The sequence below is a fragment of the Dyella sp. genome (assembly GCF_051954575.1).
GTDB lineage: Bacteria > Pseudomonadota > Gammaproteobacteria > Xanthomonadales > Rhodanobacteraceae > Dyella_B.
This window is the reverse complement of sequence record NZ_JBQCHP010000183.1, coordinates 39,121-65,108: the sequence shown is the minus strand read 5'-3', so window position 1 is coordinate 65,108 and position 25,988 is coordinate 39,121. Positions and strand designations below refer to the sequence as shown.

The 25,988-nt window shown below is 62.5% G+C and carries 24 protein-coding genes; 8 read left to right on the top strand and 16 right to left on the bottom strand.

Annotated elements, in window-relative coordinates:
* Positions 1–57: 57 nt before the first annotated feature.
* The 3 genes from ACTHNE_RS21590 to ACTHNE_RS21580 are packed head-to-tail and all read right to left on the bottom strand — an operon-like array spanning position 58 to position 2,787.
* Entirely contained in the window at positions 58–348 is a 291-nt protein-coding gene (locus ACTHNE_RS21590; RefSeq protein ID WP_324942143.1) for a hypothetical protein, read from the bottom strand.
* A gap of 55 nt (positions 349–403) precedes the next feature.
* Positions 404–1,702, bottom strand: coding sequence for an amino acid permease (locus tag ACTHNE_RS21585; protein ID WP_324942140.1), 1,299 nt, complete (start codon positions 1,700–1,702; stop codon positions 404–406).
* Positions 1,699–2,787: an aromatic ring-hydroxylating oxygenase subunit alpha gene (locus tag ACTHNE_RS21580; RefSeq protein WP_324942137.1), complete on the bottom strand. Its 1,089-nt coding sequence runs from the start codon at positions 2,785–2,787 to the stop codon at positions 1,699–1,701. Before ACTHNE_RS21580 ends, ACTHNE_RS21585 begins: the two co-directional genes overlap by 4 nt.
* Before the next feature lie 555 nt (positions 2,788–3,342).
* Between ACTHNE_RS21580 and ACTHNE_RS21575 the strand changes: the two genes are divergently transcribed.
* The 5 genes from ACTHNE_RS21575 to ACTHNE_RS21555 all read left to right on the top strand — a co-directional run bounded on the left by ACTHNE_RS21575 (position 3,343) and on the right by ACTHNE_RS21555 (position 8,330).
* A complete protein-coding gene (locus ACTHNE_RS21575) occupies positions 3,343–4,470 on the top strand; it encodes a Cache 3/Cache 2 fusion domain-containing protein (protein WP_440270292.1) in 1,128 nt (375 codons plus the stop codon).
* Between the two features lie 44 nt (positions 4,471–4,514).
* Positions 4,515–5,072: a hypothetical protein gene (locus ACTHNE_RS21570; RefSeq protein WP_324942130.1), complete on the top strand. Its 558-nt coding sequence runs from the start codon at positions 4,515–4,517 to the stop codon at positions 5,070–5,072.
* 171 nt (positions 5,073–5,243) lie between these two features.
* Complete coding sequence (locus ACTHNE_RS21565; RefSeq protein WP_324942128.1) at positions 5,244–6,065, top strand: SAM-dependent methyltransferase; 822 nt, start codon at positions 5,244–5,246, stop codon at positions 6,063–6,065.
* 177 nt (positions 6,066–6,242) lie between these two features.
* Entirely contained in the window at positions 6,243–6,527 is a 285-nt protein-coding gene (locus ACTHNE_RS21560) for a hypothetical protein (protein ID WP_324942125.1), read from the top strand.
* 51 nt (positions 6,528–6,578) lie between these two features.
* Entirely contained in the window at positions 6,579–8,330 is a 1,752-nt protein-coding gene (locus ACTHNE_RS21555) for a sensor domain-containing diguanylate cyclase (RefSeq protein WP_324942122.1), read from the top strand.
* Positions 8,331–8,500: 170 nt separating this feature from the next.
* Here ACTHNE_RS21555 and ACTHNE_RS21550 read toward each other — a convergent pair whose 3' ends face one another.
* From ACTHNE_RS21550 to ACTHNE_RS21535, 4 genes are all read right to left on the bottom strand, one after another.
* Entirely contained in the window at positions 8,501–8,893 is a 393-nt protein-coding gene (locus tag ACTHNE_RS21550) for an STAS domain-containing protein (protein WP_440270291.1), read from the bottom strand.
* Positions 8,883–11,213, bottom strand: coding sequence for a SpoIIE family protein phosphatase (locus ACTHNE_RS21545; RefSeq protein ID WP_440270290.1), 2,331 nt, complete (start codon positions 11,211–11,213; stop codon positions 8,883–8,885). The genes ACTHNE_RS21550 and ACTHNE_RS21545 overlap by 11 nt, the downstream gene beginning before the upstream one ends.
* 155 nt (positions 11,214–11,368) lie before the next feature.
* Positions 11,369–12,451: an MBL fold metallo-hydrolase gene (locus tag ACTHNE_RS21540; protein ID WP_440270289.1), complete on the bottom strand. Its 1,083-nt coding sequence runs from the start codon at positions 12,449–12,451 to the stop codon at positions 11,369–11,371.
* 214 nt (positions 12,452–12,665) lie between these two features.
* The gene (locus tag ACTHNE_RS21535; RefSeq protein ID WP_324942107.1) at positions 12,666–13,634 is read right to left on the bottom strand and encodes a LysR family transcriptional regulator; all 969 of its coding nucleotides are present in this window, start codon (positions 13,632–13,634) and stop codon (positions 12,666–12,668) included.
* 127 nt (positions 13,635–13,761) lie between these two features.
* Here ACTHNE_RS21535 and ACTHNE_RS21530 point away from each other — a divergent pair, with 127 nt between their 5' ends.
* Together ACTHNE_RS21530 and ACTHNE_RS21525 are read left to right on the top strand one after the other, a co-directional pair.
* Positions 13,762–14,058, top strand: a complete 297-nt coding sequence (locus tag ACTHNE_RS21530; protein ID WP_324942105.1) for an antibiotic biosynthesis monooxygenase family protein — start codon at positions 13,762–13,764, stop codon at positions 14,056–14,058.
* 25 nt (positions 14,059–14,083) lie between these two features.
* Positions 14,084–14,287, top strand: a complete 204-nt coding sequence (locus tag ACTHNE_RS21525; RefSeq protein WP_324942102.1) for a hypothetical protein — start codon at positions 14,084–14,086, stop codon at positions 14,285–14,287.
* A gap of 62 nt (positions 14,288–14,349) precedes the next feature.
* Here the strand turns inward: ACTHNE_RS21525 and ACTHNE_RS21520 are convergent, their stop codons facing one another.
* From ACTHNE_RS21520 to ACTHNE_RS21485, 8 genes are all read right to left on the bottom strand, one after another.
* Positions 14,350–15,024 carry a YoaK family protein gene (locus ACTHNE_RS21520; protein WP_324942099.1) on the bottom strand — a complete coding sequence of 225 codons (675 nt, stop codon included), beginning with the start codon at positions 15,022–15,024 and terminating at the stop codon, positions 14,350–14,352.
* Between the two features lie 13 nt (positions 15,025–15,037).
* Positions 15,038–16,414, bottom strand: a complete 1,377-nt coding sequence (locus tag ACTHNE_RS21515) for an alginate export family protein (RefSeq protein WP_440270288.1) — start codon at positions 16,412–16,414, stop codon at positions 15,038–15,040.
* 318 nt (positions 16,415–16,732) lie between these two features.
* Positions 16,733–17,641, bottom strand: coding sequence for a glyoxalase (locus ACTHNE_RS21510; protein ID WP_440270287.1), 909 nt, complete (start codon positions 17,639–17,641; stop codon positions 16,733–16,735).
* A 17-nt stretch (positions 17,642–17,658) separates the two neighbouring features.
* Positions 17,659–18,111 carry a DoxX family protein gene (locus ACTHNE_RS21505; protein ID WP_440270286.1) on the bottom strand — a complete coding sequence of 151 codons (453 nt, stop codon included), beginning with the start codon at positions 18,109–18,111 and terminating at the stop codon, positions 17,659–17,661.
* A 2-nt stretch (positions 18,112–18,113) separates the two neighbouring features.
* The gene (locus ACTHNE_RS21500; protein ID WP_440270285.1) at positions 18,114–19,997 is read right to left on the bottom strand and encodes an amidohydrolase; all 1,884 of its coding nucleotides are present in this window, start codon (positions 19,995–19,997) and stop codon (positions 18,114–18,116) included.
* Complete coding sequence (locus ACTHNE_RS21495) at positions 19,994–20,269, bottom strand: XapX domain-containing protein (RefSeq protein WP_440270284.1); 276 nt, start codon at positions 20,267–20,269, stop codon at positions 19,994–19,996. The genes ACTHNE_RS21500 and ACTHNE_RS21495 overlap by 4 nt, the downstream gene beginning before the upstream one ends.
* Positions 20,270–20,303: 34 nt before the next feature.
* Positions 20,304–20,957, bottom strand: a complete 654-nt coding sequence (locus ACTHNE_RS21490) for a hydrolase (protein ID WP_440270283.1) — start codon at positions 20,955–20,957, stop codon at positions 20,304–20,306.
* Positions 20,958–21,028: 71 nt separating this feature from the next.
* Positions 21,029–21,850 carry an alpha/beta fold hydrolase gene (locus ACTHNE_RS21485; protein WP_440270294.1) on the bottom strand — a complete coding sequence of 274 codons (822 nt, stop codon included), beginning with the start codon at positions 21,848–21,850 and terminating at the stop codon, positions 21,029–21,031.
* A gap of 374 nt (positions 21,851–22,224) precedes the next feature.
* Here ACTHNE_RS21485 and ACTHNE_RS21480 point away from each other — a divergent pair, with 374 nt between their 5' ends.
* Positions 22,225–22,857 carry a response regulator transcription factor gene (locus tag ACTHNE_RS21480; RefSeq protein WP_324937036.1) on the top strand — a complete coding sequence of 211 codons (633 nt, stop codon included), beginning with the start codon at positions 22,225–22,227 and terminating at the stop codon, positions 22,855–22,857.
* Between the two features lie 13 nt (positions 22,858–22,870).
* Here the strand turns inward: ACTHNE_RS21480 and ACTHNE_RS21475 are convergent, their stop codons facing one another.
* Positions 22,871–25,918, bottom strand: a complete 3,048-nt coding sequence (locus ACTHNE_RS21475) for a triple tyrosine motif-containing protein (protein WP_324937034.1) — start codon at positions 25,916–25,918, stop codon at positions 22,871–22,873.
* Between the last annotated feature and the right edge of the window lie 70 nt (positions 25,919–25,988).

Here is a 25,988-nt window from a genome sequence, read left to right as displayed (position 1 = left end):
GGCATGCGGACAGACAGGGCTGGCCCAACTATTGAATTTAAAGGGATGGGTGATGCCTTAAAACCCGAAATACCAAACCGGCGCACACGCCATCACGCCCGCCAATGCCTGCGAAGCCAACACCACCAGCGCATCCTTGGGAGCGCGCCGCAGCCACTTCAGCGCAAAGAACGCAACGATAGGAAGCTGCCCGACAATGAGCAGCTGAAACAGATGCGCCGCCGCGCCTTCATCCGCCTGGCGCGCCACGCCAAAGAACAGAATATGGCCCGCAACGATGAGCAACGCGGCCAAGGACATCGCCAAAGGCAGCAAGGCACTCGGCCGTATAAAAGTGCTGGTACGCATAAGAACCCCTCCGTTCGCGCGATATAACGTAAAAGACGGCTACGCGACGTGATAATCACGGCTCCCCGGTTTTGTACGCGACAACGCGACGCTGCCACAGGTAGATCGGCAACCCGACCAGCAGCAGCACGCTGCCCCACAGCAAGGTTTCCACGCCAGTACCGATCAACGCCCATACGCTGAAGGCGAGCGCACCAAGCGCAATGCCTTTGCGCCACACGCTGCCGGCCCTGTCGATGCGCCACCACGCCAGCACCGTTATCAGATAGGGCAACAGCGTCGCCGCGGTGGACAGCAAAATGGTGAAGGTAAACAACGCCACCAGGGTACGGCTGTAGTTGGAAACGATCAGCGCACTGGCGAGCACGCTGCTGAGCAGCAGGCCGAACCATGGCGTGCCGCGCCGGTCCAGGCGCGCGAACGGTTTGGGGAACAGGCCATCCAGCGCGGGCGCCAGCGTGGTCTGCGCCTGCAGCAGCACCCAGCCGTTGAGTGCGCCGAAGCATGAAACGGTGGCGACCACGCCTATCCCCAAGCCTGCCCAATCGCCCCAGACCCGTCGCGCCGCCTCGGCCATCGGCGCCGCCGAGGTGCGCAGCACGTCCGCTGGCAGCATACCCACTACCACGGTGCAGGCCAGCATGGTGGCGAGCCCGGCGATGCTCACACCGATCACCGTGGCACGCGGCACCGTGCGTTGGGGATCGCGCACCACACCGGTCGGCACCGTCGCCGTTTCCAGGCCAAGGAACGCCCACAGTGTCAGCGCCGCCACCGACGAGGCCACATGCAGCATCGGAAGGCCGCTGGCGTTGAACGGATGAAACGCGCTGGCATGCACCCAGCCCAGCCCGAGCAGACCGAACACGATCAGCGGCACCAGTTTCAGCGAGGTGGTGACGATCGCCGTATAACCGACTTCGCGCACGCCCGAGAGACTGATGGCGGTGCAGATCCACAGCGCACCCAACGCGCACGACGCGCCGCGCAACGGCGTGGCGATGGCCGCCGGCCATACCGCGCCGAGGCTGCCGGCGAATGCCACCGCGATCGCCGCATTCGCCGACCACACGCAGACCCAGTAGCTCCACGCGGCGGCAAAGCCGGCGCCATCGCCAAATGCGCTACGTGCGTAGGCATACGCGCCGCCATAGTTGGGCACGATCTGCGCCAGCCATGCGTACACCAGCGCCAGCATCAGGGCACCGCCCAGGCTGATGCCCCAGCCGAGCAGGCTTGCCGCGCCGTACGGCGCCAGCGCCGCCGGCAGCACGAACACGCCCGATCCGATGATGTTGCCGATGACCAGCGCGATAAGCATCCATAACCCGAGCGACCGCCGGCGCGTAGTCATGCGTGCGCGAGCACATCGCGATACGCACGGCGCACCATTTCATGAAAATGATGCACGGCGTTTTCGCGCAGCGGATTCAGCCGCCCTGCTTCATACGAACCGGAAGCAAGCCCGCGCTGCACGTCCTCGCAGATGGTGACGTCTTCCTCCTGCACCTCGTCGCTGAAGGCGATGTCCTTGGCGCGCCGCGCCTGTGCTTGCGCGCCGCTGTCCGGTGCGTAATAGAAATCAAATTCCACCCGGCAGCGATCCACGCCCACCGGCAGCACGCGATTGGTCTGCAGGCGCCCGGGCAGGATATTGAGCATGGCGTTCGGATACAGGAAGTAATACAGCGCTTCGCCGCTGCCGTAGAGATCGTCGCCGCTTTCGAGCGGACTGAACTGGAACGAATACCACTCGGCCGTTTCGGTGATATAGCTGCGGTAATCGAGCAAGCTGTTCAAACCCGGATGGATATGCGGCACGTGATAGCCTTCCAGGTAGTTGTCGACGTAGACCTTCCAGTTGCAGGCCACGTCGTAGCTCACGCGATGATGGAACTCGTAGCCATGCAAGGCGCGATGCGGACCCAAGCGCTCATCGATGCCGGCGACGAACGCCTCGAACGGCGGCGCTTCGCCGATAGCGACAAACACCAGCCCTTGCCACACGTGCACCTGCACTTCCGGAAGCCGGATGTCCGAAGGATTGAAATCCGGTGTGCGGCCCATTTCCGGCGCGCCGCGCAATACGCCATCGAGGCCGTAGGTCCAACCGTGGTAACGGCAGCGCAGACTCTGCGCGCCGCGTCCGTCGCAACTGGCGATCGGCCCGGCGCGATGGCGGCATACGTTGTGGAAGGCGCGGATGCTCGACGCATCGCTGCGCACCACCAGCAGCGGCAATCCAGCGATCTCGGTGACCACATGATCGCCCACGCCGGCCAGCTGCGATTGATGGCACACCAGTTGCCAGCTGCGCGCGAAGATCGCCGATGCGTCCAGCGCCGGCATGCGCGTGTCGGTGTAGAAACGCGCCGGCAAGGTCAGCGCATGATCCAGCTGCTGCGAAGCGAGCGCATCGGCGGAAAGTAGCTCGACCATGGCAACGACCCGGCAGCGGCGACGGCCGAGTATTTATCGAACCGCGGTGCAGCATCAAATGCGGATGCGTGAGGCATGCACTTGCTCCCTCCCCTGCATGCAGAGCCTGCCCCGGACGTGATCCGGGGGGAGGGTTGGGGGCGGGGTTGTCCGAGCTTGCCGCGTGGTCGAAATGCTTCGCGAGGTTGCTTCACCCACCCTATCCCCCGGATCAAGTCCGGGGCAGGCTCTACTACACGTAGAGGAGGGAACACATTCGGCAAGCAGAAATTACAACGCTGGGATTGCCATCCCAGCCTACGCGGATCCGCGCGCAGACTTGGCCGGAAGTTACCGCTGAAACCACATACGCGCCGCTCATGACAATCCGTGTCCCTGTTCTGCCAACCGCCGCACCTTTCCTGACATGTCAATGACGCACATGTGTTATCCAATTCGGGCCAGCATGAGGCAAAATTGACATCCGCGATCGACACGATCACGGCTTGTCTTCAAAGTGAAACGTGGCCTTTTCTGACAGCACGCGCTGCAAGGCTTTACCAGGGGGATTTTCAGATGTTGAGCAATTCACTGCGGGCTCGCCTGCTGCTGCCCGTGCTTGCGCTGGGCTTGGCGGCGGTCATCGCCACGGCCGTCGCGCTGGCCTTTATCGAAGCCGGTCGCGTGCGCTCGGAAGCCCAAGCCTCCATCGACAGCCAGACCACCGCGTTGCAAAGCCTGTTCGGCGTCACCCATTCGATCATGCTCGATCGCGTGCGCAGCTCCATGCGCCTGCTGCGCCAGGAGGGCGACCAGCAGGGCGCCGCCACGCCAGGCCAGACCATCACCGTGGGCGGCCGCGAGGCCAACGACCTGGTGCTGGGCGGCAAGCCGCAAGGCAATCTGTTCCAGATGGTGGACAACGTCACCTCCATCATGGGCGGCACCGCCACGCTCTTTTCCGCCACCGGCGAAGACTTCGTGCGCGTCTCCACCAATGTGAAAAAGGACAACGGCACGCGTGCCGTCGGCACGCAACTCGATCCGCACGGACCGGTGATCGGCGAAATCCGCCAGGGGCGCAGTTTCTACGGCGTGGTGGACATTCTCGGCTCGCCCTACGTGACCGGTTACGAGCCGATCTACGATCACAGCAACCCCAAGCCGATCGGCATCTGGTATGTGGGCTATAAGACCGACCTGGAACCGCTGGACAAGGTCATCAGCAGCAGCCACGTGCTCGATGCGGGTTTCGTCGCGCTGCTCGACAGCAAGGGCAAGCTTCGCTTCCATTCCAAGACTGGCGCCACGGTCGATCCGACGTTCATGAGCAAGATCGTGCAGGACCAGCCCTCCGATTGGACGGTGGAAAAACACGACGTGCCCGATTGGGGTTTCACGCTGGTGGCGGCCTATCCCAACAGCGACATCAATGGCGTGATCGTGCGGCAGACGCTGTGGATCGCGCTGCTGGGGCTTTTGATCTGCCTGCTGCTGCTGGGCCTGCAATATGTGCTGATCCAGAGCCGCGTGCTGCAGCCCATCCAGCGCCTGACCGAAGTGGCCGACGCGCTGAGCATGGGCAAGTTGAACAACATCATCGAAGAGGTGAAGCTCAAGGATGAAATCGGCACCTTGGCCAAGGCCATTGCACGCCTGTCCAACAGCGTTCGATTGGCGATGGAACGGCTCAGCAAGCGCTGAGCCAAACGCGGGAATGCACTTCCTGGACTCTGCGGGAAACGAACATGGTTAGCGAATTTCGTCCATTGGCCGAGGTGTTGCGTGAGTTGAAGGCGCTCGTCCAGAAAAAGATGTCGGGCTACTTCTTCATCGCCACCGAGAACAATCATTCCTCCACGATCCTGCTGCGCAACGGCCAGGTCGACGAGGTCACGTTCAGCCGTTATCGCAGCGACGAGGCTGTAAAACAGCTGGCCAACGTATCGGCCGCACGCGCCCGTTTCCAACCGGGCGCGATCGGCGCATCGGCCGCCAGAACGCCACTGGGCGAAGCGGCCCTGCAATGGCTGCTCGGCGGTTTCGAAAACGACACCGGCATGCGCCAGCCGGCGGCGCCCGCGCCCGAACGCCGTACCCCGTCCGTCGCAAGCCCCGCAGCGCACCGCGATGCGATCGAGAAAGTGGCCTTGAGCTACCTGGGCCCGATCGCCGTATTGCTGTGTGATGAAGCGTTTTCCGGCTCCACAGATATGGAAAAGATCCTGCAGCAGATCGGCTCCAATCTCGCCACGCCCGAGGAATACCGGCGTTTCATGGCCGAAGCGCGCGCAGCGCTGGACTGACATAGGCTGGGATGCAATCCCAGCATTTACATGCATGGCGACGCTGGTGCATGGCGACGCTGGGATGCATCCCAGCCTGCGTAACCTCGACGATTGCGCGCGGCATGGGCATGCAAGTTGCTAGCCGCTGCAATCGCCCCCAACACGCAACGAAAGTCCTACTATCACGCGATGAGCACACCGTCATCGCATGCATCGAACAATACCCGTCGTGGCAGCTTGTCGTGCGTCGGCCTGGGCATGACCCTGGGCTCGCACCTCACGCCGCTGGCGCGCAGCCATATCGAGCAGGCCGATATGGTGTTCGCGGCGCTTTCCGACGGTGTGGTGGAAATGTGGCTGGAACGCATGCATCCGGACGTGCGCAGCCTTCAGTCCTATTACCAGGAAGGCAAGTCGCGCATGAAAACCTACCGCCAATGGGTGGAGGTGATCATGCGCGAAGTGCGCGCCGGCAAGCGGGTTTGCGGCGTGTTTTACGGCCATCCCGGCATTTTCGCCTGGTCGCCGCACAAGGCGATCGAGGTGGCGCGCGCGGAAGGTTTTCCGGCGCATATGGAACCGGGCATTTCCGCCGAGGATTGCCTGTATGCCGACCTGGGTATCGATCCCGGCCGCTTCGGATGCCAGCATTTCGAGGCCAGCCAACTGCTGTTTTACGAGCGGCGCATCGATCCAGCCGGCTATGTGGTGCTGTGGCAGGTGGGATTGGTTGGCGATCGATCGCTGGCGCGCTTCCAGACCGGGCCGGCGTATCGACAAGTGCTGGTGGATCTGCTGAGCCGCGACTATCCGCTCGATCATGAAGTGATAATCTACCGCGGCGCTACCTTGCCGATCGAGAAACCGCGCGTGCGGCGTGTCGCGCTGCGCGACTTGCCTCATGTCCAGGTGGCCGTCGAGGAAACGGTGGTACTGCCACCGGCTGAAACCCTCAAGCCGAACCTGGCCATGCAAGAACGCTTGGAGGCACTGGACAAGGCGGGTGCGTAAGCCGGGGTGAAACATTTTTCATGCAATGTCGGCCTCGAGGGAAAGCCGGCATTGACAGCAAAACCTGTCGATCAATAAGTGTAATGGCGATCGTCATTACGCTTTACCGCGTCAATGTCGGGATGGCATTGGCGATATCAGCTCTCAAGAGCTGCTACATGAGAACGGGGGAGTGACATGGCAGATACGATCGAGTTGTTGGAGGCTATTGGCCAGAACGCAGCGTTGCGTTATGCGTCGGCGGATGAATTGAGCCAGGTGCTTGAAGGCGCGCAGGCTTCCGAAGGTCTCACCACCGCCGTGGCGTCGGGCGACTGCACCATGCTGTTTGCGGAGCTTGGGCCCAAGCCGATGAATGCGCCGCAGATTTCCCAGGCTCCTGCACGCGAGGACGATGAGCCTGAGGAAGAAGACGAAAACATCGACGAGCCGCTGAATATCAGCACGCTCGGTCACTGCTAGTCATCGCTTCGCACTGACGGCATCCCTATGCGTCGGCTGACGAGCCGCTTCATGTCATGGCCTTTCCTGGCAGGCCTGGCCTGGAGCGTGCTCGCGCAGCCTGGTCTCGCTGCTGGTCCGATTACCGATCCCCAGGCATTTCTCAATCAAGCAGAAAGCCTGCGCACGACCGACCACCCGCAGTTCGTGCAGATGCTGGCGCAAATTCATCGCCAAGCGCCTCGCCTCGAAGCCGCCCAGCAATGGCATCTGCGTTATCTCGACGCATGGGAGGCCATGTTCGAGGGGGATTACGGCAAGTCGGAAGCGATGTTTCACGAAATCATCGATCGCTCCAGTGATGCATCGCTGGTTGCGAAGGCATCGGCGCTGCTTCTGACGAATCTCGCCGCCAACCGGCGCTACGAGGAGGCGTTCGCATTGGGCAACCGGATGGCGTCCGGCCTACCGAATATCAAAGATCCGCAGGCGCGTTTCATGGTTCTCATGAACCTGTCGCAGATGCTGGACCTGGCTGGGCAGACCGATCTCGCCATCAAGTACGCCCATATGATGGAGAATGCCGTTCCTGCCGGCGAAACCTTGTGCCGGCCCTATTCCCTGGAAGCGGCCGCACTCTTCAACGCCAAGCGCCTGACATCTTCCAGCCCGGAATTGCATCAGGCGATTGATACATGCGTGGCGGCACAGCAACCGGTGCTAGCCGAAACCATGTGGCTGGTTCTCAGCAGCCTTTATCTGGAAGAGAACCAAGCGGGCAAGGCCATTGCGTTGCTTGACCAGATCGCTCCAAGCATTCGCATCAATCACTACTACCCGCACACGCTGGCCGCACTGGTACAGCGCGCGCAGGCCTATGCAAAACTTGGCAATGACGGGGAAGCCAAGAAGGCCGCCCTCGCTGCGATATCCATGGGCAACCCCAGCGACATCAGCGATTGGCTGAAAGATGCTTATGAAGTGCTGTACTCGATTGAAAAGAAGCAAGGGGACAATGCCGCTGCGCTCTATTACTACGAGCGCTATGTTGCACAGGACAAGGGACATCTGAACGACATCAGCGCCAAAACGCTTGCTTATGATGTAACGCAGCAACACACGCTTGTCCAAAAGCTCGAAACCGAAAGCCTCAGCAAGCAGAACAACATCCTGCGTCTACAGCAAGCGCTGGCCACCAAAGCCGTCGAAACCAGCCGCCTCTACATCGCACTGCTGCTCGTGGTGCTGGTATCGATCGTGTTCTGGCTGTTCCGCCTCAAACGCTCGCAGCTTCGCTTCAAGCAGCTTTCCTGCTTGGACGGTCTCACCGGCATACTCAACCACCAGCATTTCGTCGGCGAGGCCGAGCGCTCGCTGCGTTTGCAGGAGAAGAAATCCGGCAGCGCCTGTCTGGTGTCGATCGACCTGGACTACTTCAAGCAAGTCAACGACACCCACGGACACGCGATCGGCGATGCGGTGCTCAAGCACACCGTTACCATCTGCAAGCAGCATCTGCGCGCCTGCGACTTGTTTGGCCGCCTCGGCGGCGAGGAATTCGGCATATTGCTGGTGGATTGCTCGCGCGACCAGGGCATGGCGATCGCCGATCGCATCTGCATGGCGATCGGCGCCACGCCGATCGATGTCGATGGCTGCCGTGTGTCGTTTTCCGCCAGCCTTGGTTTGGCATGCACGGATATGTGCGGTTACGACTTGCAGCGCTTGTGCAGGGAAGCGGATGCGGCGCTTTATCGGGCCAAGCGTACCGGGCGCAATCGGGTCATTGCCGATGTGGGGAATGGGAATTTGGCGCAGGTGTGATCCCAGCAACTTTGAGCTCACGCATAAGGAGCTTAATTGCCTTGCGTCATTCCGGCGAACGCCGGAATCCAGTCAAACATACCGTGCGCAGCACACATAAAAATGTTTTGTGTGCTGTGCACGACGCATTCAAACTGGATTCCGGCGTTCGCCGGAATGACGATTCGCATTCACTCCACTTCTTCCCCCTCACCCAACATCCTGCGCTGGATCTGATCCAGATATTCATCCAGCTCCTGCATGTTCTGGAAGATTTCCTTGATCGGCACCGCTTTGACGATGTCGAACACCTTGCGCACCTGCAGCTGCGGATTGAGCAGCAGCGTGTGGCCATCGCGGGCGCGCATGTGTTTCCGGGCCTTGGCGATGCTGCGCAGGCCGGCGCTGCTGATGTATTCGAGCGATGACAGATCCAGCACCAGGGTGCTGCCGGTTGCCATCTGCTGCAGCACTTTTTCCGCTTCCCTGTCGAACTCGCCGAAGGTCATGGCGTCCAGGCGCCCTTCCAGCTGCAGCGTGGATTTGTGCGGGTCCAGGGCATGGATGTGCAGGTTAAAGGTCATGGTCGTGCTCCGTGAGATGAGTACAGGCAAACCGCAGTTGCAGATGGTTGCCGTATTCGTCGTGCGTGTAATTCAAGTCGCTGGCCATCGCGCGCACGAGGTGGATGCCCAGGCCGCCGAGCTCTTCCTTGTCGGCAAGATCGCCGGTCAGGCTGGGGGTACCAAATTGCAGGGGATCGAAGGGCTCGCCATCGTGATTGAGTTCCAGCAGGATGGCCTCTTCCGCCACGGTGAGGCGCAGCCCGACGGTTCCTTCGCGTTGTTCGGTGCGCCCGTGTTGCACCATGTTGACCATCAGCTCTTCGAGCACCAGGCGCACGTCGGCGCGTACATCGTCGCGCACGCCGGCCATGCGCAGGGTTTCGTCGCAACGTACCAATGTATCGAACACGTCATGCAGCGAGGCGGGAAAGACCAGGTCGAGCATCGACGCCCCCTTTTCCAGGCCAACGTGGTTCCAGCGTAATGCAAGTATCGCGATGTCGTCCGCCTGGCCCTGGCCGGCCGAATACTGTTCGATGTCCTCGACCAGGAATTTCACCGGGTCGCCGCCGCCCTCGTCGTGATGCTGCCCGATGCGGGCGACGATCCGCTCGCTGCCATAGGGAAGCAGCGCGGCGTTGGCCGCTTCGGTGACGCCATCGGTATACATCAGCAAGGTATCGCCCGGCCGCAGGCGAATGCGCTGGATGGGGTACGCGGCGTCTTCTTCCAGGCCCAGCGCAGGACCCGAGGCGAGCGATAGCAGTTGCGGCGGCGAAGCGCTGCCCCAAAGCACCGGCGGATCGTGACCTGCACTGGCCAGGGCCATGTTTCCGCTCACCGCATCCAGAAAGCCGCACAGCAAGGTGACGAACATGCAATTGTCGTTGTTCTTGCACAGCTCCCGGTTGAGCAGTTGCAGCAGATGCTGGGGCGATTGCGCGCGGGACGACAGCGCCTTGGCCAGCGTGATGGTACGCGCCATGAACAAGGCGGCGGGAATGCCCTTGTCGGCTACGTCGCCGATGATCACGCAGAAACGCTGGCCGGGCAGCATGAAATAACTATAGAGATCACCGCCCACGCTCCGCGCCGGTTTCAGGGCAGCGTACAGCTCGAAGTTCTGGCAGCGCGCATCCAGGTAATGCGAGCCCGGCAGCAACGCGGTCTGGATCTGCTGGGCGATTTCCAGCTCGCTGGACAAGCGCGCCTGCTCGCGCGCAATGCGTGTGAGCTCGACCAAGTGCGCTGCCAGTTCCTGGCGCATCTTGTCGAAGGCAAGGGTGAGCCGGCCGACTTCGTCCGCCCTGCGTACCTTCGGCAAGGCGAAATCCAATGCGCCGCGCGCGACGAATTCCGCGCGCTCCGCCAGCACGCCGAGCGGCGTCAGCAGGCGGCCGATGATCATCATGGTAAGCAGCGCGAGCAACAGCAGCGTCAATGCGCCGATGGCAAACGCCGACAGGAAGGCGTGCCGCACCTGCGCATAAATGAGCTCATCGGGCACGACCAGCACCAGGTTCCAATCCGTGCCGCGGATCGGCTGGGCATAAATCCACATCTTTCCGTCCTGCTGGCCGGGCCATTGCGTGCTCGACCAACCATCGGAACCATCCGCCTGCAACGCACGCAACAGCGTCGCGTCGGCCTGTTTCCCCACCAGGCCGGGCGTGTCGTTGGCCAGGTACGTGCCCTGCTGGTCGACCACGAACGCACGCGTGCCCAGTGGAATATCCATCGACAGCAATACGCTTTGCAGCCAGTCGAGCGTGACATCCGCATTGACCACGCCGATGACCTTGCCATCCACCTGCATGGTCGAGGAATAACTGACCAGCCGCCGATGTCGCGACTGCGACAGGAATGGCGCGTGCCAGCAGCCACGATCGCAGTCGACGCCCTGCTTGAACCACGGCGCCTCCCAATACGGCTTGGGATCTTTGAGCAGATCGCGGCGAACCAGCGATCCGTCATACTGGCGGCTGACGAAAGGTGACTGATCGGCGTTCCTGGCTGCGGGCGTGTCCGGAATGAAAGCGGCCGCCAGGCCTGCCAGGTCGGGGTTGTTGGTCATCGCATCGTGGATCAGCGGCTCGGCATCCAGCGGACGCGGCCCGATGATCGCCGCCAATACCCGCGCGGTATTGGTGACCTTGTCCATGCGTTCCTGGATCAGGCTGCCGCCCTGGCTGGCAAGCGCCTCGGTTTCGCGGTGCGCCTGCTGCAAAAGCTGCTGACCCACCATGCGGAACAACAGGAATCCGCTCGCAACGAAGACCACCGTTGCGCCAGAGAGCACCCACACGGCCAACCGCGAAGCAAGGCTACGCAATACCATGATTCCCCCAACGAGGTCATAACCGTCGTCCGAGCTGTTTGGAGCGGGACGGCTACGAACGGGGGCGCCAGCAAGCCCCTTTGGATCGATGGTAGATCAAGCCATCACGATCAATGCGCGCACGCCGTCACAGCACGGACGGCAGTGTTGCGCTATTAGCGGGACGGCTTCGACGCCATCTGCAGCGGTGCATGCTTGCGAGGTTCCTGCACCAGCTTGCGCCACCACGGCTGCACGGCTTCGGCGTGATCCGGCTCGAACGGCTCGCCGAGCAGCGGCATCACCAGGCCTTCCGGCGATTGGGCATACAGCACTTCGGCCGGTTCCGCCCACGGATGCATCGCCAGGTTGAAGGTGGCCCAGTGCACCGGCAGGAACCGTCCGCTGCCCAGTTGCGCCCACGCCTGCAGTGCGTTTTCCGGGCCGAGATGAATGCTGCCCCAGGAAGGATGGAACGCGCCGACTTCGATCATCACCAGGTCGAACGGCCCCAGCCGCTGGCCGATTTCCGTAAACAATGGCGAGAGGCCAGTGTCACCGCTGAAGAACACCGCATGCCGATCGCCACGCATCACGAACGAAGACCACAGCGTGGTGTTGCGATCCTTCAAGCCGCGCCCGGAAAAGTGATGCGACGGTGCGGCGGTGATGGTCAGCCCGTCGACGATCGTGGTGCTTTCCCACCAATCGAGTTCGATGATGCGGTCCGGCGGCACGCCCCAGGTTTCCAGATGCGCGCCCACACCCAGCGATGTAATGAAAGGCACGTTCAACGCGGCAAGCGCGCGAATGCTCACGTAATCCAGATGATCGTAATGATCGTGCGAGATCACGATCGCATCCAGCGGCGGCAATGCGTCGATCGCCACCGGCACCGGCTGGAAGCGCTTGGGCCCCAGGAACGAAAACGGCGATGCGCGATCGCCCCACACCGGATCGGTCAGCACGCGCCGCCCGTCGATTTCCAGCAGCACGGTGGAATGGCCGAGCCAGGTCGTGCGCAAACCCGATTGCACGCGGCGCGTCCATGCCGCGCGCGGATCGAGCGAGGGCAACGGGCGCGAAGGCACGCGATGTTCCTTGTCGCGAAACATGAAGTCGACCAGCGAGGTCTTCTGTTGCAGATCGCGCAACGTGCTTGCCGGATAGGTATTGATGAACCCGCCATCGGCGTATTGCCTTGAAGCGCGCATGCGCTCCAGGCGAAGTCCTTGGAACGATTGGCGGGAGCGTGGCATGGGATACCTCTGAGGCGTTTTGAGACTTGTGCTTGGGCTTGCATGCCGCAGCTGCCAGCCTCTATGTGTCCTCCAGCGACATTATCCAAGGCGCCATGTGTCTTTCGTTGGGTAATGCGAAGAACCGGATACCACGTGGCCGCGAAATACCTAACCTGATCCCGGCTAGAAGTAGAGTTATGCAAGCCGGCCCGCGTGGGCGAAGAACCCCGGTTCAGCCAGCCGGCGCCTTTTTGTCGACGATCGCCTTCATGTGCTTGACCACGCCGCTGCCGCGCGCTTCGGCGATCACGAATTCAACGAAACTCGACACACGGCGCGGCAGGTTCTTGCGCGCAGGGTAGTAGATGCAGATATCCCCGCGCTGAGCGGAGAACTGCGGAAGCACACGTTCCAGCTTGCCTTGCTCGATCAGCGGCAACGCGTGGTGTGCGCCCAGCAAGGTGATGCCGCAACCTGCCGCTGCAAACTCGGTCTGCGCTTCAGTATCCGTCACCATTAGACGCGAGCGCGGCTGGATGACCAGCTCCTTGCCTGCGCCTTGCAACGTCCATGCTTCGACCCGCCCTTTGGTGGGCGAGCGAAACGCGATCAAGGCATGCCTTTCCAGATTTTCGGCAGCAAGGGTTTTGCCATGCTTTGCGAGATAAGCGGGCGACGCACACAGGATCAGCACCAACGGCGCAAGCGGCCTGGCGATGATGCTGGAATCGGTATCGCGCTGCTGTCCGATCGCGCAGTCGTAGCCTTCGGATATCAGGTCAACATGCCGGTTCTCGAAATGCAGATCGAGGCTGATTTCGGGAAAACGCTCCTGAAACCGCTTGAGCGCGGGCAGCAGGACAGTGCGACTGAAGGCAATCGGCAGCGATACCTTCACGGTGCCCCTGAGTTGGCCTTTCTCCGAAGACAGGCTGGCCAGGGCTTCTTCGATCTGCTGCGCGGGCTGCTGGGTCAGCGCGTACAAGCGCCGCCCTTCTTCGGTGACCGAAAGCGAGCGCGTAGTGCGCTGAAACAGCCTGCAGCCGAGCGAATCTTCAAACACGCCGATCTGTTTGCTGACCGCACCGGGCGTGACGCTCAGCACGCGCGCTGCAGCGGAGAAACTACCAAGCTCATACACCGTGGCAAACCACTTTAGGACCTTGAACAGATCGATGGGATCATTGCTGGCGGTATTCATTTGTTCCTGTAGTTCACAACAGTTTCGACGCTGGCCGGCATAGACGCTTATCGCAAGCGTGCCCAGAATCAGCGCGATGGCACGGGGAACTTAACGGGATGGCTGGTTTTCAGTACGGGAGACTGTGATGGTGGTCGAGTATATCCGTTACAAGGTTGCGGCTACCGGAGCCGAGGCCTTCGAGCAAGATTACGCCAACGCCGGCGCGGTGCTTGCTACATCGCCCCACTGCCTGCGTTACGAGCTGTCGCGTTGCGTGGATGAACCGGTCAGCTACGTCGTTCGCATCGAGTGGGATTCGATCGATGGGCATATGCGGGGCTTTCGCAGCAGCGCCGTGTTCCAACGTTTCTTTGCGCTGGTCAGACCTTACGTTCAACAGATCGAAGAGATGCGGCATTACGAGGTGCTCTCGAAGGATTAGCCCTGCACCAGACCTTTTTGCATCCATGAATCCATCCGAGCTGCAGATCAATCGCATTTGGCAATTGGCTTGCGCCATCGAACCCGACGAGGAGCGCGTGTGGGAATGGTGGTACAGCGAAGCGCTTGTGGCCTTGGGCGGCCTCAAGCCATGCGAACTGCTTGAAAGGGGCCTGGGAGACCGCCTCGAAGCTTATCTGGCCGCGATCCATGCCGATGCGCTGGAGTAGTGAATTAGGCGGCGGAGGAATTTGCCAAGCATGCACGCGATTGAGCGCCGTAGGCCGCTCACTCAATCGATCGCGGCATCGCGATGCCAAAACCCGAGCAACGCTACCACGGGCAGCAGCAGGAAGCATTTGACGTCGAACAGGTGATAGCAGATCGCGCCCGCCGCACACCCCAATGCAAATGCGCCGACACTCGTAACCATGCGCGACAGCCGCTGGTCGACCGTGGCCTTCTGTTCGCCGTCGACGCCATGCAGCTTGTCCGCAAGATCCAGCATGATCTGCGTGGTCGTGCCGGTCATCAGCGTGGTCGGCGGCATCTTCGCCAGGTGCACACGCTGCGCTGCGTTCTGCATCGCCATGGCGGCGACCAGTACCAGGCCGGTCGCTATCGCGGTGCGGCTGTCGCCATCGGCGAACGGCCCGTAGCGCCACGCCAACGCCGCACCGAGCAGCAGCAACAGCGTCTGCACCAGCAGGATGGCGCGCAGCACGCGAACATCACGATCCACCAGTACGTAATGGAGCAAACGTGCGGCCATCACCACGGCGCAGAAGACCGGCAGCGCCAGCAGCTTGGCGATCACTCCGCCGGTGCCCAGCACAAGCGCCGCACCGAGCGTGACGAAGTTGCCGGTGACGTGCGCGGTGAACAGGCCGTGCAGTGCGAGGAAGCCGGCGGTATCCACATACCCCGCGTTGAAGCTGAGCAAGGTCGCGAGCGATGGTCGTTGCATGTCGGCGTCTCCGTTACCAGCCCCAGCGCACGTCCGCGCCAAAATAGCTGGAATCGTGCCCGCCCGCGCCACGCACGGCCTGGGCGATGAAATAACGATCGGCTTCCAGTCCGAACGTGAGATTGCGCGCGGCAACCCAATTGAATTGCAACTGCGCATAGCTGCCGGTGCGCCGGCCCGGCCTTCCCGCCGTTCCCGGTATGGGGATATTCGGTTGCACGTATACGGCATCCTGCGTTGTTTGCCGCCATAGCATGCCGATGGCCGCCACCAGCTTCACGCCCGTCGCCGGCGCCAGTGCAAGCGACGGCTTCAGATGGATGAAGTTGCTGTAGCCGGTATAGCCGGACAAGGTGACGTAATAGCCGTTGGGAAAGAGCGGATTGAACGTGCCGACGTGCTGGTCGCCCAGATGGCGATCTCCGGACGCCGCATCGAACTGCATGCCGACGCGTGGGCTCCACGCCGTGTCCTTGAAGGTGATGCCGGCCAACGATCCAAACGCCCATGCATCCACATCCCTGCGGCCGATGCTGCCGCCCTGCTTCATGCCTTCCACATCCCAATCCACCACGCCGGCCTGGCCGTCGTAGTGCACGTCCAGGTTCTTGCGTTCTTCATCGCCGGCGCCGGCCAGGATGTGCACGTCACTTTGGCGAAAGTCGGAAAAACTCAGGCTGACTTCGCTGTTTGCCGTCACGCGTCGTTGCACGCGAACGCCACCGAACAACAGATGGCGGTTGCTGTAATCGTCGAAGTTGCGGTCGTTGCGATAGTGCACCGGCTGGCTGGCGAAGCTGCTGATGCGCCAGCCGTTTCGTTCGTAGTCGGCCCAGATGGCATCGTACGCCTGGCGCACGTTGGGACCATCGCGGACGGACACGAAACGCTGCAGGTCGAAAGCGATTTCCTGGCGGCCGATGCGCCATTTGAACAGGCCGCCGTCGACCTCATGCTGGTTATCCAGGAACGCCAGGCGAAGATCGAGGCGGTTGGCGTCGACCGGGCCAGGTCGGGCGAGATTCGGAGCAAGCGCGTTTTCCAACTGCACGAAGATGCGCGTGTTGTCGGTGAGGTGTGCATCGGCGTGGAGTTCCAGGCGATGCAACAGATATGTCTGATGCTGTCCGTGCCGCACGCCGAGCTGCGCCGGGTCCACGCTGACGGCGCGTTCCCTCAGCGTGAAGCCGAAAGATAGATATTGCTTGGGATCGGTTTTGGAAAGCGGGATGTATTTCAGTGCATCGCCCCACTCGCGACGCACGCGTGGATCGGCCAGCGCGGACCAGTCTTCCTGCCAGCGATAGAAGTTGATGGCGGGGCGTTGGGGTGCGGTCTGGTCGATGGCTTCTTGCGCTTCGGCAGCCGCAGAATGGGAGAGAGCGCCCATCAATAACGTCAGGATGATTGAATAGCGATTCGTAGTGAGGCAGTTGCTGCGCATGGATTCCTCGCTACGTCTAATCAGGCAGCTGCATGACTTTTCGAAATAGCTCGGTCACGCCTCACCGTCATTCCGGCGAACGCCGGCACGCGGGGAGAGCACATGGATGTGCTCGGCTCTGAGGAGCGAGGAATCCAGTTCAAACACGCGTCCGAAGGACACAAAAAGCCGATTTCGAGTGCTTCGCACACCGCATTTAGACTGGATTCCGGCGTTCGCCGGAATGACGGTGAGGGTTGATCGAGCGTCATGGCCAGCCCGCTATCAGTGCGCCTTCAACGCATGAATCTCCGCAACATACCCACCCGGAAACTCCACCACGACCGACCTGCGATCAGCGGACGCATACACCGGCGACAACACCTTCGCCCCTGCCGCCGTGGCCTTCGCCACCGTCGCGTCGAGATCCTTCACCTCATAACCGCTGATCTCATGTCCGAACGGATACGGCAGGTGCCCATCGGTCACGTTGACCTGCATCTTTCCGAATCCGGATTCGATGCGAATGCGGCGATACGTCTGCCCCGGCTTGCCCAGTTCGCCGGCATCCGCATGACGATCGTCGGCAACCACCTTGCCGTGCGAGAAGCGCAGGAAGTCGCGCACGAAGGTATCGGCGGCGTCCGCCGAGACGTAGACGCGATTGTCCGGCACGGTGTCCAACGCATCGTAATGCGGCGCGGTGAAGTGCCAATACAGCTGCATCTTTACGCCGCCCGGCCACTGGATCACCGCGTCGTAGCCGATCGGATCCTTGAACTTGTCCACGACCACTTCGGCACCCGCCGCGCGGGCCTGCTTCAACGCCTCATCCATGTCGGTCACCAGGTAGCCTGTGCGCTCCTGGCCGAACGGATAGGGAATCGGCGTGAGGAAGGCGAAGCTCGACAAGGTGCCGACCGGCGTCCATACATATTGCGCTTGCGTGTTGCTCGGAACGGGCAGCACGTTGAAGGTGCCGCGCGGCGAGGGCTTGCCGCCGAAGGTGGCGATGAAGCTGTTGACGAAGGCATCGAAATCGGCCGGCGCCACATACACGTGCGTGGTGTCGTATTGCGCGCCGACCGCAATGCCCGGCGCCTGCCTGGCGAAAGCGCCGGAGCTGGAAAGCAGCGCCAGCAGCGATGCCGCAAGCCAGCCCGACCTGAGTGTGTTGCGTGTTGCGCCGATCATGTGAACTCCTTACCGATTCAAAGACGAAGTGCCCGGGCGCGTTGCTTGATGGTGTAGCCATGCATGGCGGCAAACGCCATGCCGCCGATCAGCGCCGTGTGTTCCATGAAAATGTTCATTTCCGCAAAGCGTTGCGCGCCTTCCAGCTTCCAGAACGCGTGTGCCACGCAGGTCACGAAAGCCGTGAATCCCCCGAGCACGCCGGCGCCAAGCCACGCGTAGCGATTGGCGATGATCGACAGCGAGCCGCCGAGCTGCACCATCAGCAGCAAGCCGTACAACCACCACGATGCGGGAAAGCCCATGCCGTGCATTTCCGCCAGCGCGGCGGCGGGATGGAGAAGCTTGTCGGTGCCGCTCCACCAATACGGCAGCGTGAGGGCGATGCGTGCCAGCACCAGCGTGCAAGGCGAAGCGAGCATGGCGCCGATCAACGCCGGCGTATCGGCATGACGGTGTGCGACAGCCATGGCTACACCGCCCAGCAGGCGCAGCCGAGCGCGCCCCAGAACGATTTCAGATCCGCCTCGCGCACCGGCAGTTGCTTCGACCAGGCATGGATGTGCTCATGCCCGTGGACGGCGCAGCCGTTCGCGCAACCGCAGGCATGCCGCGTTTTGGCCGCGACCGGCTTGGGATCGTCCCACCCGCCGTAACCGCCGAACATGCGCACCGGCGACCAGTTCGGCATCGCCGGCGGTGGCGGCGCTTCATCCAGGTGCTTGAAGACGTCCGCCGCGTACACGACCTTGCCGCCCACCATGGTCAGATGCGAGGACATATCGGCGATGTCCTGCTCCGCGCAGGCGAAGTAATCGCGGCTGGGCACGATCAGGTCCGCAAGCTGCCCGACCTTGATCTGCCCTTTCTTGCCTTCCTCGTCGGAAAACCACGTCACGTATTGCGTCCACATGCGCAATGCGGTTTCGCGATCCAGGCAATTGCGCTGCGGATAGATGCGCATACCGCCGACCGTCTTGCCGGTGACCAGCCACGACAACGACACCCACGGGTTGTAGGACGCCACGCGCGTGGCATCCGTGCCGGCCGAAACGCGCACGCCTTTTTCCAGCATGCGCGCCACCGGCGGCGTGATCGCTGCCGCTTCGGCGCCGTAGCGTTCCACGAAATATTCGCCCTGGTAGGCCATGCGATGCTGCACGGCAATGCCGCCGCCCAGGGCTGCAATGCGATCGATGGAGCGGTCGGAAATGGTTTCGGCGTGATCGAAGAACCAGTTCAGGCCCTTGAGCGGAATATCCCGATTGACCCGCTCGAATACATTGAGCGCGCGATGAATGGTTTCGTCATAGGTGGCGTGCAGGCGCCATGGCCAGCGGTTTTCCGCCAGGATGCGCACTACGTCTTCCAGTTCGCCTTCCATGCTCGACGGCAGGTCCGGGCGCGGCTGGCGGAAGTCCTCGAAATCCGCGGCGGAAAACACCAGCATCTCGCCGGCGCCGTTGTGGCGGAAATAGTCGTCGCCCTGCTTGTAGCGGGAGGACTGCGTCCAGTTGAGGAAATCGTCCTTCTCGGCCTTGGGCTTTTGCGTGAACAGGTTGTACGCCAGGCGAATGGTGAGCTGCCCTTCCTGCGACAGCTTGCGGATCACTTCGTAGTCGTCCGGATAGTTCTGGAAGCCGCCGCCCGCGTCGATCGCGCCGGTGACGCCCAGGCGATTGAGTTCGCGCATGAAATGGCGCGTGGAGTTGAGCTGGTAATCGAACGGAAGCTTCGGCCCCTTCGCCAGGGTTGCGTACAGAATGGCGGCGTTGGGTTTGGCCAGCAGCAGCCCGGTAGGGTTGCCCGCGCTGTCGCGTTCGATGTGGCCACCGGGCGGCTCGGGCGTGTCTTTCGTATAGCCGACGGCCTTGAGCGCGGCGGCGTTCAACAGCGCGCGATCGTACAGGTGCAGCAGGAACACCGGCGTCTCCGGCGCCACCGCGTTGAGTTCCGCCAGCGTCGGCAGGCGTTTCTCCACAAATTGGTGCTCGGTAAAGCCGCCCACCACGCGTACCCATTGCGGTGCTGGGGTGATCGCCACCTGCCGCCGCAACATGTCCATCGCGTCGGCCAGCGAGCGCACGCCGTCCCAGCGCAACTCCATATTGAAGTTCAGGCCGCCGCGGATGATGTGCAGGTGATTGTCGATCAAACCCGGCAGCACGAGGCGGCCGTGCAGATCGATCACGCGCGTGTCGAAACCGGCCAGCGCCATGATCTCCTGATCGCTGCCGACCGCACTGAAACGCCCGGCTGTGATCGCCACTGCGCTGGCGGTCGGCTTGCCGCTATCGAGCGTGGTAAAGCGGCCGCCGCGCAGGATCAGCTCGGGCGTGGCGCTGGACGGGCTCATGACTTCACCTGTTCGTCCGCTTTCGCACGCGGCGCAAGCGTGCCGCGCGGCAGCTCGCCGAACACATGGGGCTTCACCTGCTGGCCGATCCACGCGACCGTGGTCTCCTTGGCGATAAGCTGCTTGACCAACGGCGGTATCTGTTCGCCGACCAGGATGCCCAGCAATCCGACCAGCGCAATCACCGGCGGCGCCGGCGAACGTACGTGGACCAGGCTGTAGATCACGCCCACCAGCAGGCCCGCGGCAAGCGACAACAAATAAGGCTTCATGAGCGCGTCTCCAATAGGTCGCGATACGTTCGGCTCAGCCGCCCTGCGCGTGGAACATGGTCTTGGCGTAGATGATGCCCAGGCCATACGCACCACCGTAGACCTTGGCGATACCGGTGGTGCTTTCGTAGGTTTCGGTGCGCGCCCAATCGCGCTGCAGTTCCAGCAGGTATTGCAGCGACGTCATCGGCACGGCGCCGGCCTGAAGCATGCGCTCCATGGCGCGATGGTGCGCTTCCGCAGATACGTCGCCGCAGGCATCGGTAATGACATAAGCCTCGTAACCCTGCTCGATCGCCGACAGCACGGGACCGACGATGCACACCGACGTCCACAGCCCGCCGAACACCAGCCGCGGCTTGCCGATCGCATTGACCTGCTTGATCACGGCGGCGTCTTCCCAGGTGTTCATGCTGGTGCGATCGAGCAAGGCCTGGCCCGGAAACGCCGCGGTGACCTCCTCGAACATCGGGCCGGAAAAGCTTTTCTCTGCCACCGTAGTGAGTATCGTCGGCACCTTGAAGCTGGCGGCGGCGCGCGCGATCAGGCCGGCGTTGTTGCGCAGCGTGATCGCGTCGATCGAGTGCGTCGCAAAGGACATCTGCGACTGGTAGTCGATCAGGATCAGCGCGTGATTGTCGGGCGAAAGCAGCTTGGAGCCGGGAACGGCTTTGGCGGTGGGCGTCATGGCGAAATCTCTGGCAACGTATGGAGTGAATAGCAATCGCCCGGCAGCGACGCCGGGCGAGCGCGTGACGATCAGGCTTTGATGAAAGCCAGCAAGTCGTCGTTGAACTGCTCCTGGTGCGTGGCGGTGAGGCCGTGCGGCGCACCCGGATACACCTTGAGCGTGGCGTGCTTGACGATCTTGGCGGTGAGCTTGGAGGAGTGATCGATCGGTACGATCTGATCGTCATCGCCATGCACGAGGAGGGTCGGCACGTCGATCTTCTTCAGGTCTTCGGTGAAGTCGGTTTCGGAAAACTGCTTGATGCACTCGTAGTGGCCCTTCACGCCACCGGCCATGCTCTGCAACCAGAAACCATCGCGCAGGCCTTGGCTTACCTTCGCGCCGGGACGGTTGGCGCCGAAGAACGGTCCGGAAAGATCCTTGTAGTACTGCGCGCGATCGGCCTGCACGCCCTTGCGGATGTCGTCGAACACGGAGATCGGCAGGCCGTTCGGATAATTGGCCGTGTTTGCCATCACCGGCGGCACTGCGCCGACCAGCACCGCCTTGGCCACGCGCTTGGAACCATGCCGGCCGATATAGCGCGCCACTTCGCCGCCGCCGGTGGAATGGCCAATCATCACCATGTCCTTCAGGTCCAGCTTTTCGATCAGCTCGGCCAGGTCGTCGGCATAGGTATCCATGTCGTTGCCTTGCGATGGCTGCGCCGAACGGCCATGGCCGCGGCGGTCATGCGCGATCACGCGATAGCCATGCATGCTGAGGAACAGCATCTGCCCGTCCCACGCGTCGGCACTGAGCGGCCAGCCATGGGAAAACACGATGGGTTGCCCGTGGCCCCAATCTTTATAGTAGATCTCGGTGCCGTCTTTGGTCTTGATGCTGCTCATGGTTTGACTCCGGTGCGGGGTGGAGGAAGTAGGCGTGGAAGCGGTGGCGTGTCCCACCGCGGCCGGCAAAGCCAGGGCGGCCGCGGCGGTGGCAGCGCCGATCAGCAGCGCACGGCGGCGTTCGTCGATCATCGAAGCGGTGTCGTCGGTCATGGTGCGGTCTCGAGGCGGTGGGCTGGCAAACGGAGCGGCGCGGTCTGCGATGTAAGCGTGTCATCGCATGGCGCTCGCCCAAAGCCCTGATGAAGGTAGGGTCTACTCACCCTGAAGGGTGAGACCCATGACGATTGCCGGAACCGGAGGCTTGTGCTTGACTAGCAACGCTCAGCAGCGCGGATGACACGAACGCTGGAACGAGTGATCGGGAGCAGCACATGAGCAGCGAAACACCGCCTATCCGCGTGATGGTGGTCGACGACCACCCACTGTTTCGCGAAGGCGTCGCAGCAGTGCTGGAAGCACAAGAGGACATGACACTGGTTGCCGAGGCCGTCAACGGCGAGGAAGCCATCGCCTGCTTCCGCAAGCATCGTCCCGACGTCACCCTGATGGATCTGCAGATGGCCGGCATGGGCGGGTTCGATGCGATCCGCAGCATCGTCGGCGAATTCCCGCAGGCGCGCATCGTGGTGCTCACCACCTACCGCGGCGACATGCAGGCCACGCGCGCGCTCAAGGCCGGCGCCGTGGGCTATCTGCTCAAGAGCACGCTGCGCAAGGAACTGTTGCACACCATCCGCCAGGTTCACCAAGGCCATCGCCACGTTCCTGGCGAGGTGGCGCGCGTGATCGCCGAGCACGTGGGCGACGACACGCTGAGCATGCGCGAGCTGCAGGTGCTCAACTATGTTGCAAGCGGTTTTTCCAACAAGCGCATCGCCACGCACATGGGCATTTCGGTGGAAACCGTCAAGACGCACATGAAAAGCATCCTGGCCAAGGTCAACGCCAGGGATCGCACCGAAGCGGTGGTGATCGCGATGCGCCGCGGCATCATCGACGCCTAAAGCGCTTTGCGTATCAACCCGAGCGACCGGCACCGAGCAGGCGTTTCATCCAGATGGCCGATGCCTTGCGCTTGTGCGCATAGGCGATCGAGCCGGGCACGGTCAGCTCGACCTCGGTGCCGGAGCCTTGCGCCGACCAGACGTGCAATTGGCCGCCCATGCATCGCGCGCGCTCGCGCATGCCGACCAGCCCCCAGTGGCCCGGCCGGTGCCCGGCATCGAGCGTTTGCGCATCGATGCCGATGCCGTCGTCGCGCACGCACATGCGCAATTGCCTGAGCTCGAAATCGATCTGCACCTCCACCGCCAGCGCTTGCGCATGATGGAAGGCATTGAGCATCGCTTCGCGTCCGATCAGGTAAACCTCTTCGCGGATGGCGGGGTCCGCCTGCTGTTCCTTGCCGGTGGTGATCACGCGGAACTTCACCGGAGCATTCTCAAACAGCTCCTCGCCGAGCGCGATGAAAGCGCCGCCCAGATCCTTGGTGATGCCGGCACCCAGGCGCAGATCCTTTACCTTGTCGCGTCCCTCCACCAACACTTCATCGGCGCGGTCGAGCGCCTGCTCGATCTGGCCGCGCACCGGGTCGTTCGGCAGCATCTTCTGCGTGATCGCATGGAAGCGCAGGATCAGTCCCTGGAAGCCCTGCAGCAACGTGTCATGCAGTTCGCGGGCGATGCGTTCGCGCTCGGCATGGCGCACTTCCAGCCGTTCCTTCAGGCGCATTTCCACCTGGCGCAGCTTCGCCCGGAACATGCTCAATGCAGCAAACAGCGCCGCCAGCGCGCACAGCAACAGGAACCAGCGCGTCTGGTAAAACGCCGGCTGGATCTGGAACGACATGCTGGCGCCTTCCTTGCTCCAGAATCCGTCGTCGTTGGCGGCGGTGACGTCGAAGCGGTAATGCCCGGGCGCGAGGTTGGCATAGATTGCTTCGCGTTGATGTCCGGCATCCTGCCAGCCGGCATCGACGCCGCGCAGCCGGTAGCGGAAATTCACACGCTGCGGGGCGAGATAGCTGGCCGCGGTATAGCCCAGCGTCACCGTCGTCGTATGCGGCGGCAGCACCAGCGAGCCGCCGGGAAGATAACGCTTGCCATCCGCGAGCAGCCACTGCGCCGCCACCTTCGGCGGCACCGTATTGAGCTTGACCTGCGCAGGCTCGATCCAGCTTACCCCCTGGTTGGTGAAGAACCACAGCTTGCCGTCATCGGCCGGCGTGATGCTGGGTACCGGTTGCTGCTGGATGGCGATGCCCGGCACGCCGTCATCGCAATCGAACAGCTTGTATTGAAAATCGTAGGCAGGATCGCCGAAGGCACGCTGCATTTCTTCTGCTTTGATGCGCACGATGCCAGCGCTGCCATTGATCCAGATGTCGTCCTGCGCTGCCCTGACGATGCCGGAGATGCCGCTCAGGATCGCGTTACGGTCCATCGACATGGACTGGAAGCGCTCGCCCTGCAAACGTGCAAGGCCACGCTCGCCGCCGACCAGGATGGACGAGCCGTCGGCGTCGATGGTCAGCACATTGCCTACGTCCAATCCGTCTTGTGCGGTATATGGACGCAATTGACCGTTGCGCCAATGCGCCACCCGGTTGTCCTGGTAGCCGAACCACATGCTGCCGTCGGTCGCGATGGTTATGGCGCGCGGTTCCGACCAGCGCTTGTCCGCACTGATGCGAACGCTTTGCCAGGCGGTACCGGACCATACCAGCAGCCCCCTGTTTTCGGCGCTGATCCATAGATGATCCGCCTGATCCACAGCCATGGCATAGACGACGCCCCGATCGGCCTGCTCCGGCATCGGTATCCGTTGCGGTGCGGCCTTCCCGTCCACCCGGTGAAAACCGTCGCCGGCCACCAGCCACACGCCGTGGCTATCGGCCAGTGCCTTGTCGACCACCGGCAAGCCCGTAGCCATCAAGACCGGCACGCCGTGCTGAACCTGGTACACGTCGCCGGCCTGCACGATCCACACCGTTCCATGGCCGCTTGCCGCCAATACCGCATTGGCCGGGGATTCGCCCGGCACCGGCGATACGACGTGGAAGTCGGTGGCGTGAAAGCGGTTCAGGCCGAAATTGGTACCGACCCAGACGTTGCCTTCCTGATCCTGCAGCAAAGGCACGGCGATCACCGAGGTGAGGCCGTCGGACGTATCGTAGATATCGCCCACCTGGTCCGGCTGCAGCGACTGGCCCGTGGCGAAGCGCGCCGGATCGGCAATGCGATAGACGCCGCCGCGTCCCTTGCCTGCCCACAGAGTGCCCCACAAGGCACCGCTGCGATCGAACAGCATGCGCTTGGAGCGCGCGAAATCCGTGCGTGGAAGCGGTGCCGTCAGCGCCGGCGGAACATGCTCCGCCGACAGGCCCGGCAAGGCGCGCGTGCCGTGCAGTTCATCGGACAGCCACAAGGTTCCGTCCGGCGACTCGGCCAGGACCGCATCGGCGCCTACCGCGATGCCGGTGTGTTCGAATCGATGCGCGCCCTTGTGCAGGGACATCAGCTCGCTGCCGGTGGCGACCCACATCGTTCCCGTGTGATCGACCAGGATCCACGTTGCACGATGGTAGGGATAATTCCAGTCGGCGCCGATCTTTTCCCAGCGCCCTTGCGCGTAGCGCACCAAGCCATTGGTAGTGGCCGCCCAGACGGCGCCGTCCCCGGTCTGTCCAAAGCAGAACACGGTGCCGTCGGGCAGGCCGTCGCTGGCGGTGTAATTGATCAACCGCCCGTGCTCGATGCGGCTGATCTCGCCGGTGAGAAAACCCATCCACATGTCGCCGCTGGCAGACTGCATCAGGGCGGTGATGTCGGTGGCCGGCAGATCCAGGTTGGCCGATGGTGCATAACGCTCGAACTGCACGCCGTCGAAGCGGAACAGACCACTGCCGGTGCCGAGCCAGACGAAGCCGTCCTTGCCTTGCACCATCGCCCAGATGTCGGCCGGCGCGCCATCCTGGATCACCCAGGCGCGATGATTCATCTGCGCGATGCCGGATGGCGGCGCTTTCGGCGCGCACCATGCCGACGACGCCAGCAGCAGGCTCATGGCCGTGATCCACGCAACGTATTTTTTCTTGGCCAACCCATTTCCCCCTTACTGCCGAACTTTCATCTAG

What these genes read in the sequence shown, in the direction of transcription:
- ACTHNE_RS21590 (WP_324942143.1), bottom strand. Translation starts at nt 348, where the DNA reads ATGCGTACCAGCACTTTTATACGGCCGAGTGCCTTGCTGCCTTTGGCG.
- ACTHNE_RS21585 (WP_324942140.1), bottom strand. Translation starts at nt 1,702, where the DNA reads ATGACTACGCGCCGGCGGTCGCTCGGGTTATGGATGCTTATCGCGCTG.
- ACTHNE_RS21580 (WP_324942137.1), bottom strand. Translation starts at nt 2,787, where the DNA reads ATGGTCGAGCTACTTTCCGCCGATGCGCTCGCTTCGCAGCAGCTGGAT.
- ACTHNE_RS21575 (WP_440270292.1), top strand. Translation starts at nt 3,343, where the DNA reads ATGTTGAGCAATTCACTGCGGGCTCGCCTGCTGCTGCCCGTGCTTGCG.
- ACTHNE_RS21570 (WP_324942130.1), top strand. Translation starts at nt 4,515, where the DNA reads ATGGTTAGCGAATTTCGTCCATTGGCCGAGGTGTTGCGTGAGTTGAAG.
- ACTHNE_RS21565 (WP_324942128.1), top strand. Translation starts at nt 5,244, where the DNA reads ATGAGCACACCGTCATCGCATGCATCGAACAATACCCGTCGTGGCAGC.
- ACTHNE_RS21560 (WP_324942125.1), top strand. Translation starts at nt 6,243, where the DNA reads ATGGCAGATACGATCGAGTTGTTGGAGGCTATTGGCCAGAACGCAGCG.
- ACTHNE_RS21555 (WP_324942122.1), top strand. Translation starts at nt 6,579, where the DNA reads ATGTCATGGCCTTTCCTGGCAGGCCTGGCCTGGAGCGTGCTCGCGCAG.
- ACTHNE_RS21550 (WP_440270291.1), bottom strand. Translation starts at nt 8,893, where the DNA reads ATGACCTTTAACCTGCACATCCATGCCCTGGACCCGCACAAATCCACG.
- ACTHNE_RS21545 (WP_440270290.1), bottom strand. Translation starts at nt 11,213, where the DNA reads ATGGTATTGCGTAGCCTTGCTTCGCGGTTGGCCGTGTGGGTGCTCTCT.
- ACTHNE_RS21540 (WP_440270289.1), bottom strand. Translation starts at nt 12,451, where the DNA reads ATGCCACGCTCCCGCCAATCGTTCCAAGGACTTCGCCTGGAGCGCATG.
- ACTHNE_RS21535 (WP_324942107.1), bottom strand. Translation starts at nt 13,634, where the DNA reads ATGAATACCGCCAGCAATGATCCCATCGATCTGTTCAAGGTCCTAAAG.
- ACTHNE_RS21530 (WP_324942105.1), top strand. Translation starts at nt 13,762, where the DNA reads ATGGTGGTCGAGTATATCCGTTACAAGGTTGCGGCTACCGGAGCCGAG.
- ACTHNE_RS21525 (WP_324942102.1), top strand. Translation starts at nt 14,084, where the DNA reads ATGAATCCATCCGAGCTGCAGATCAATCGCATTTGGCAATTGGCTTGC.
- ACTHNE_RS21520 (WP_324942099.1), bottom strand. Translation starts at nt 15,024, where the DNA reads ATGCAACGACCATCGCTCGCGACCTTGCTCAGCTTCAACGCGGGGTAT.
- ACTHNE_RS21515 (WP_440270288.1), bottom strand. Translation starts at nt 16,414, where the DNA reads ATGGGCGCTCTCTCCCATTCTGCGGCTGCCGAAGCGCAAGAAGCCATC.
- ACTHNE_RS21510 (WP_440270287.1), bottom strand. Translation starts at nt 17,641, where the DNA reads ATGATCGGCGCAACACGCAACACACTCAGGTCGGGCTGGCTTGCGGCA.
- ACTHNE_RS21505 (WP_440270286.1), bottom strand. Translation starts at nt 18,111, where the DNA reads ATGGCTGTCGCACACCGTCATGCCGATACGCCGGCGTTGATCGGCGCC.
- ACTHNE_RS21500 (WP_440270285.1), bottom strand. Translation starts at nt 19,997, where the DNA reads ATGAGCCCGTCCAGCGCCACGCCCGAGCTGATCCTGCGCGGCGGCCGC.
- ACTHNE_RS21495 (WP_440270284.1), bottom strand. Translation starts at nt 20,269, where the DNA reads ATGAAGCCTTATTTGTTGTCGCTTGCCGCGGGCCTGCTGGTGGGCGTG.
- ACTHNE_RS21490 (WP_440270283.1), bottom strand. Translation starts at nt 20,957, where the DNA reads ATGACGCCCACCGCCAAAGCCGTTCCCGGCTCCAAGCTGCTTTCGCCC.
- ACTHNE_RS21485 (WP_440270294.1), bottom strand. Translation starts at nt 21,850, where the DNA reads ATGAGCAGCATCAAGACCAAAGACGGCACCGAGATCTACTATAAAGAT.
- ACTHNE_RS21480 (WP_324937036.1), top strand. Translation starts at nt 22,225, where the DNA reads ATGAGCAGCGAAACACCGCCTATCCGCGTGATGGTGGTCGACGACCAC.
- ACTHNE_RS21475 (WP_324937034.1), bottom strand. Translation starts at nt 25,918, where the DNA reads ATGAGCCTGCTGCTGGCGTCGTCGGCATGGTGCGCGCCGAAAGCGCCG.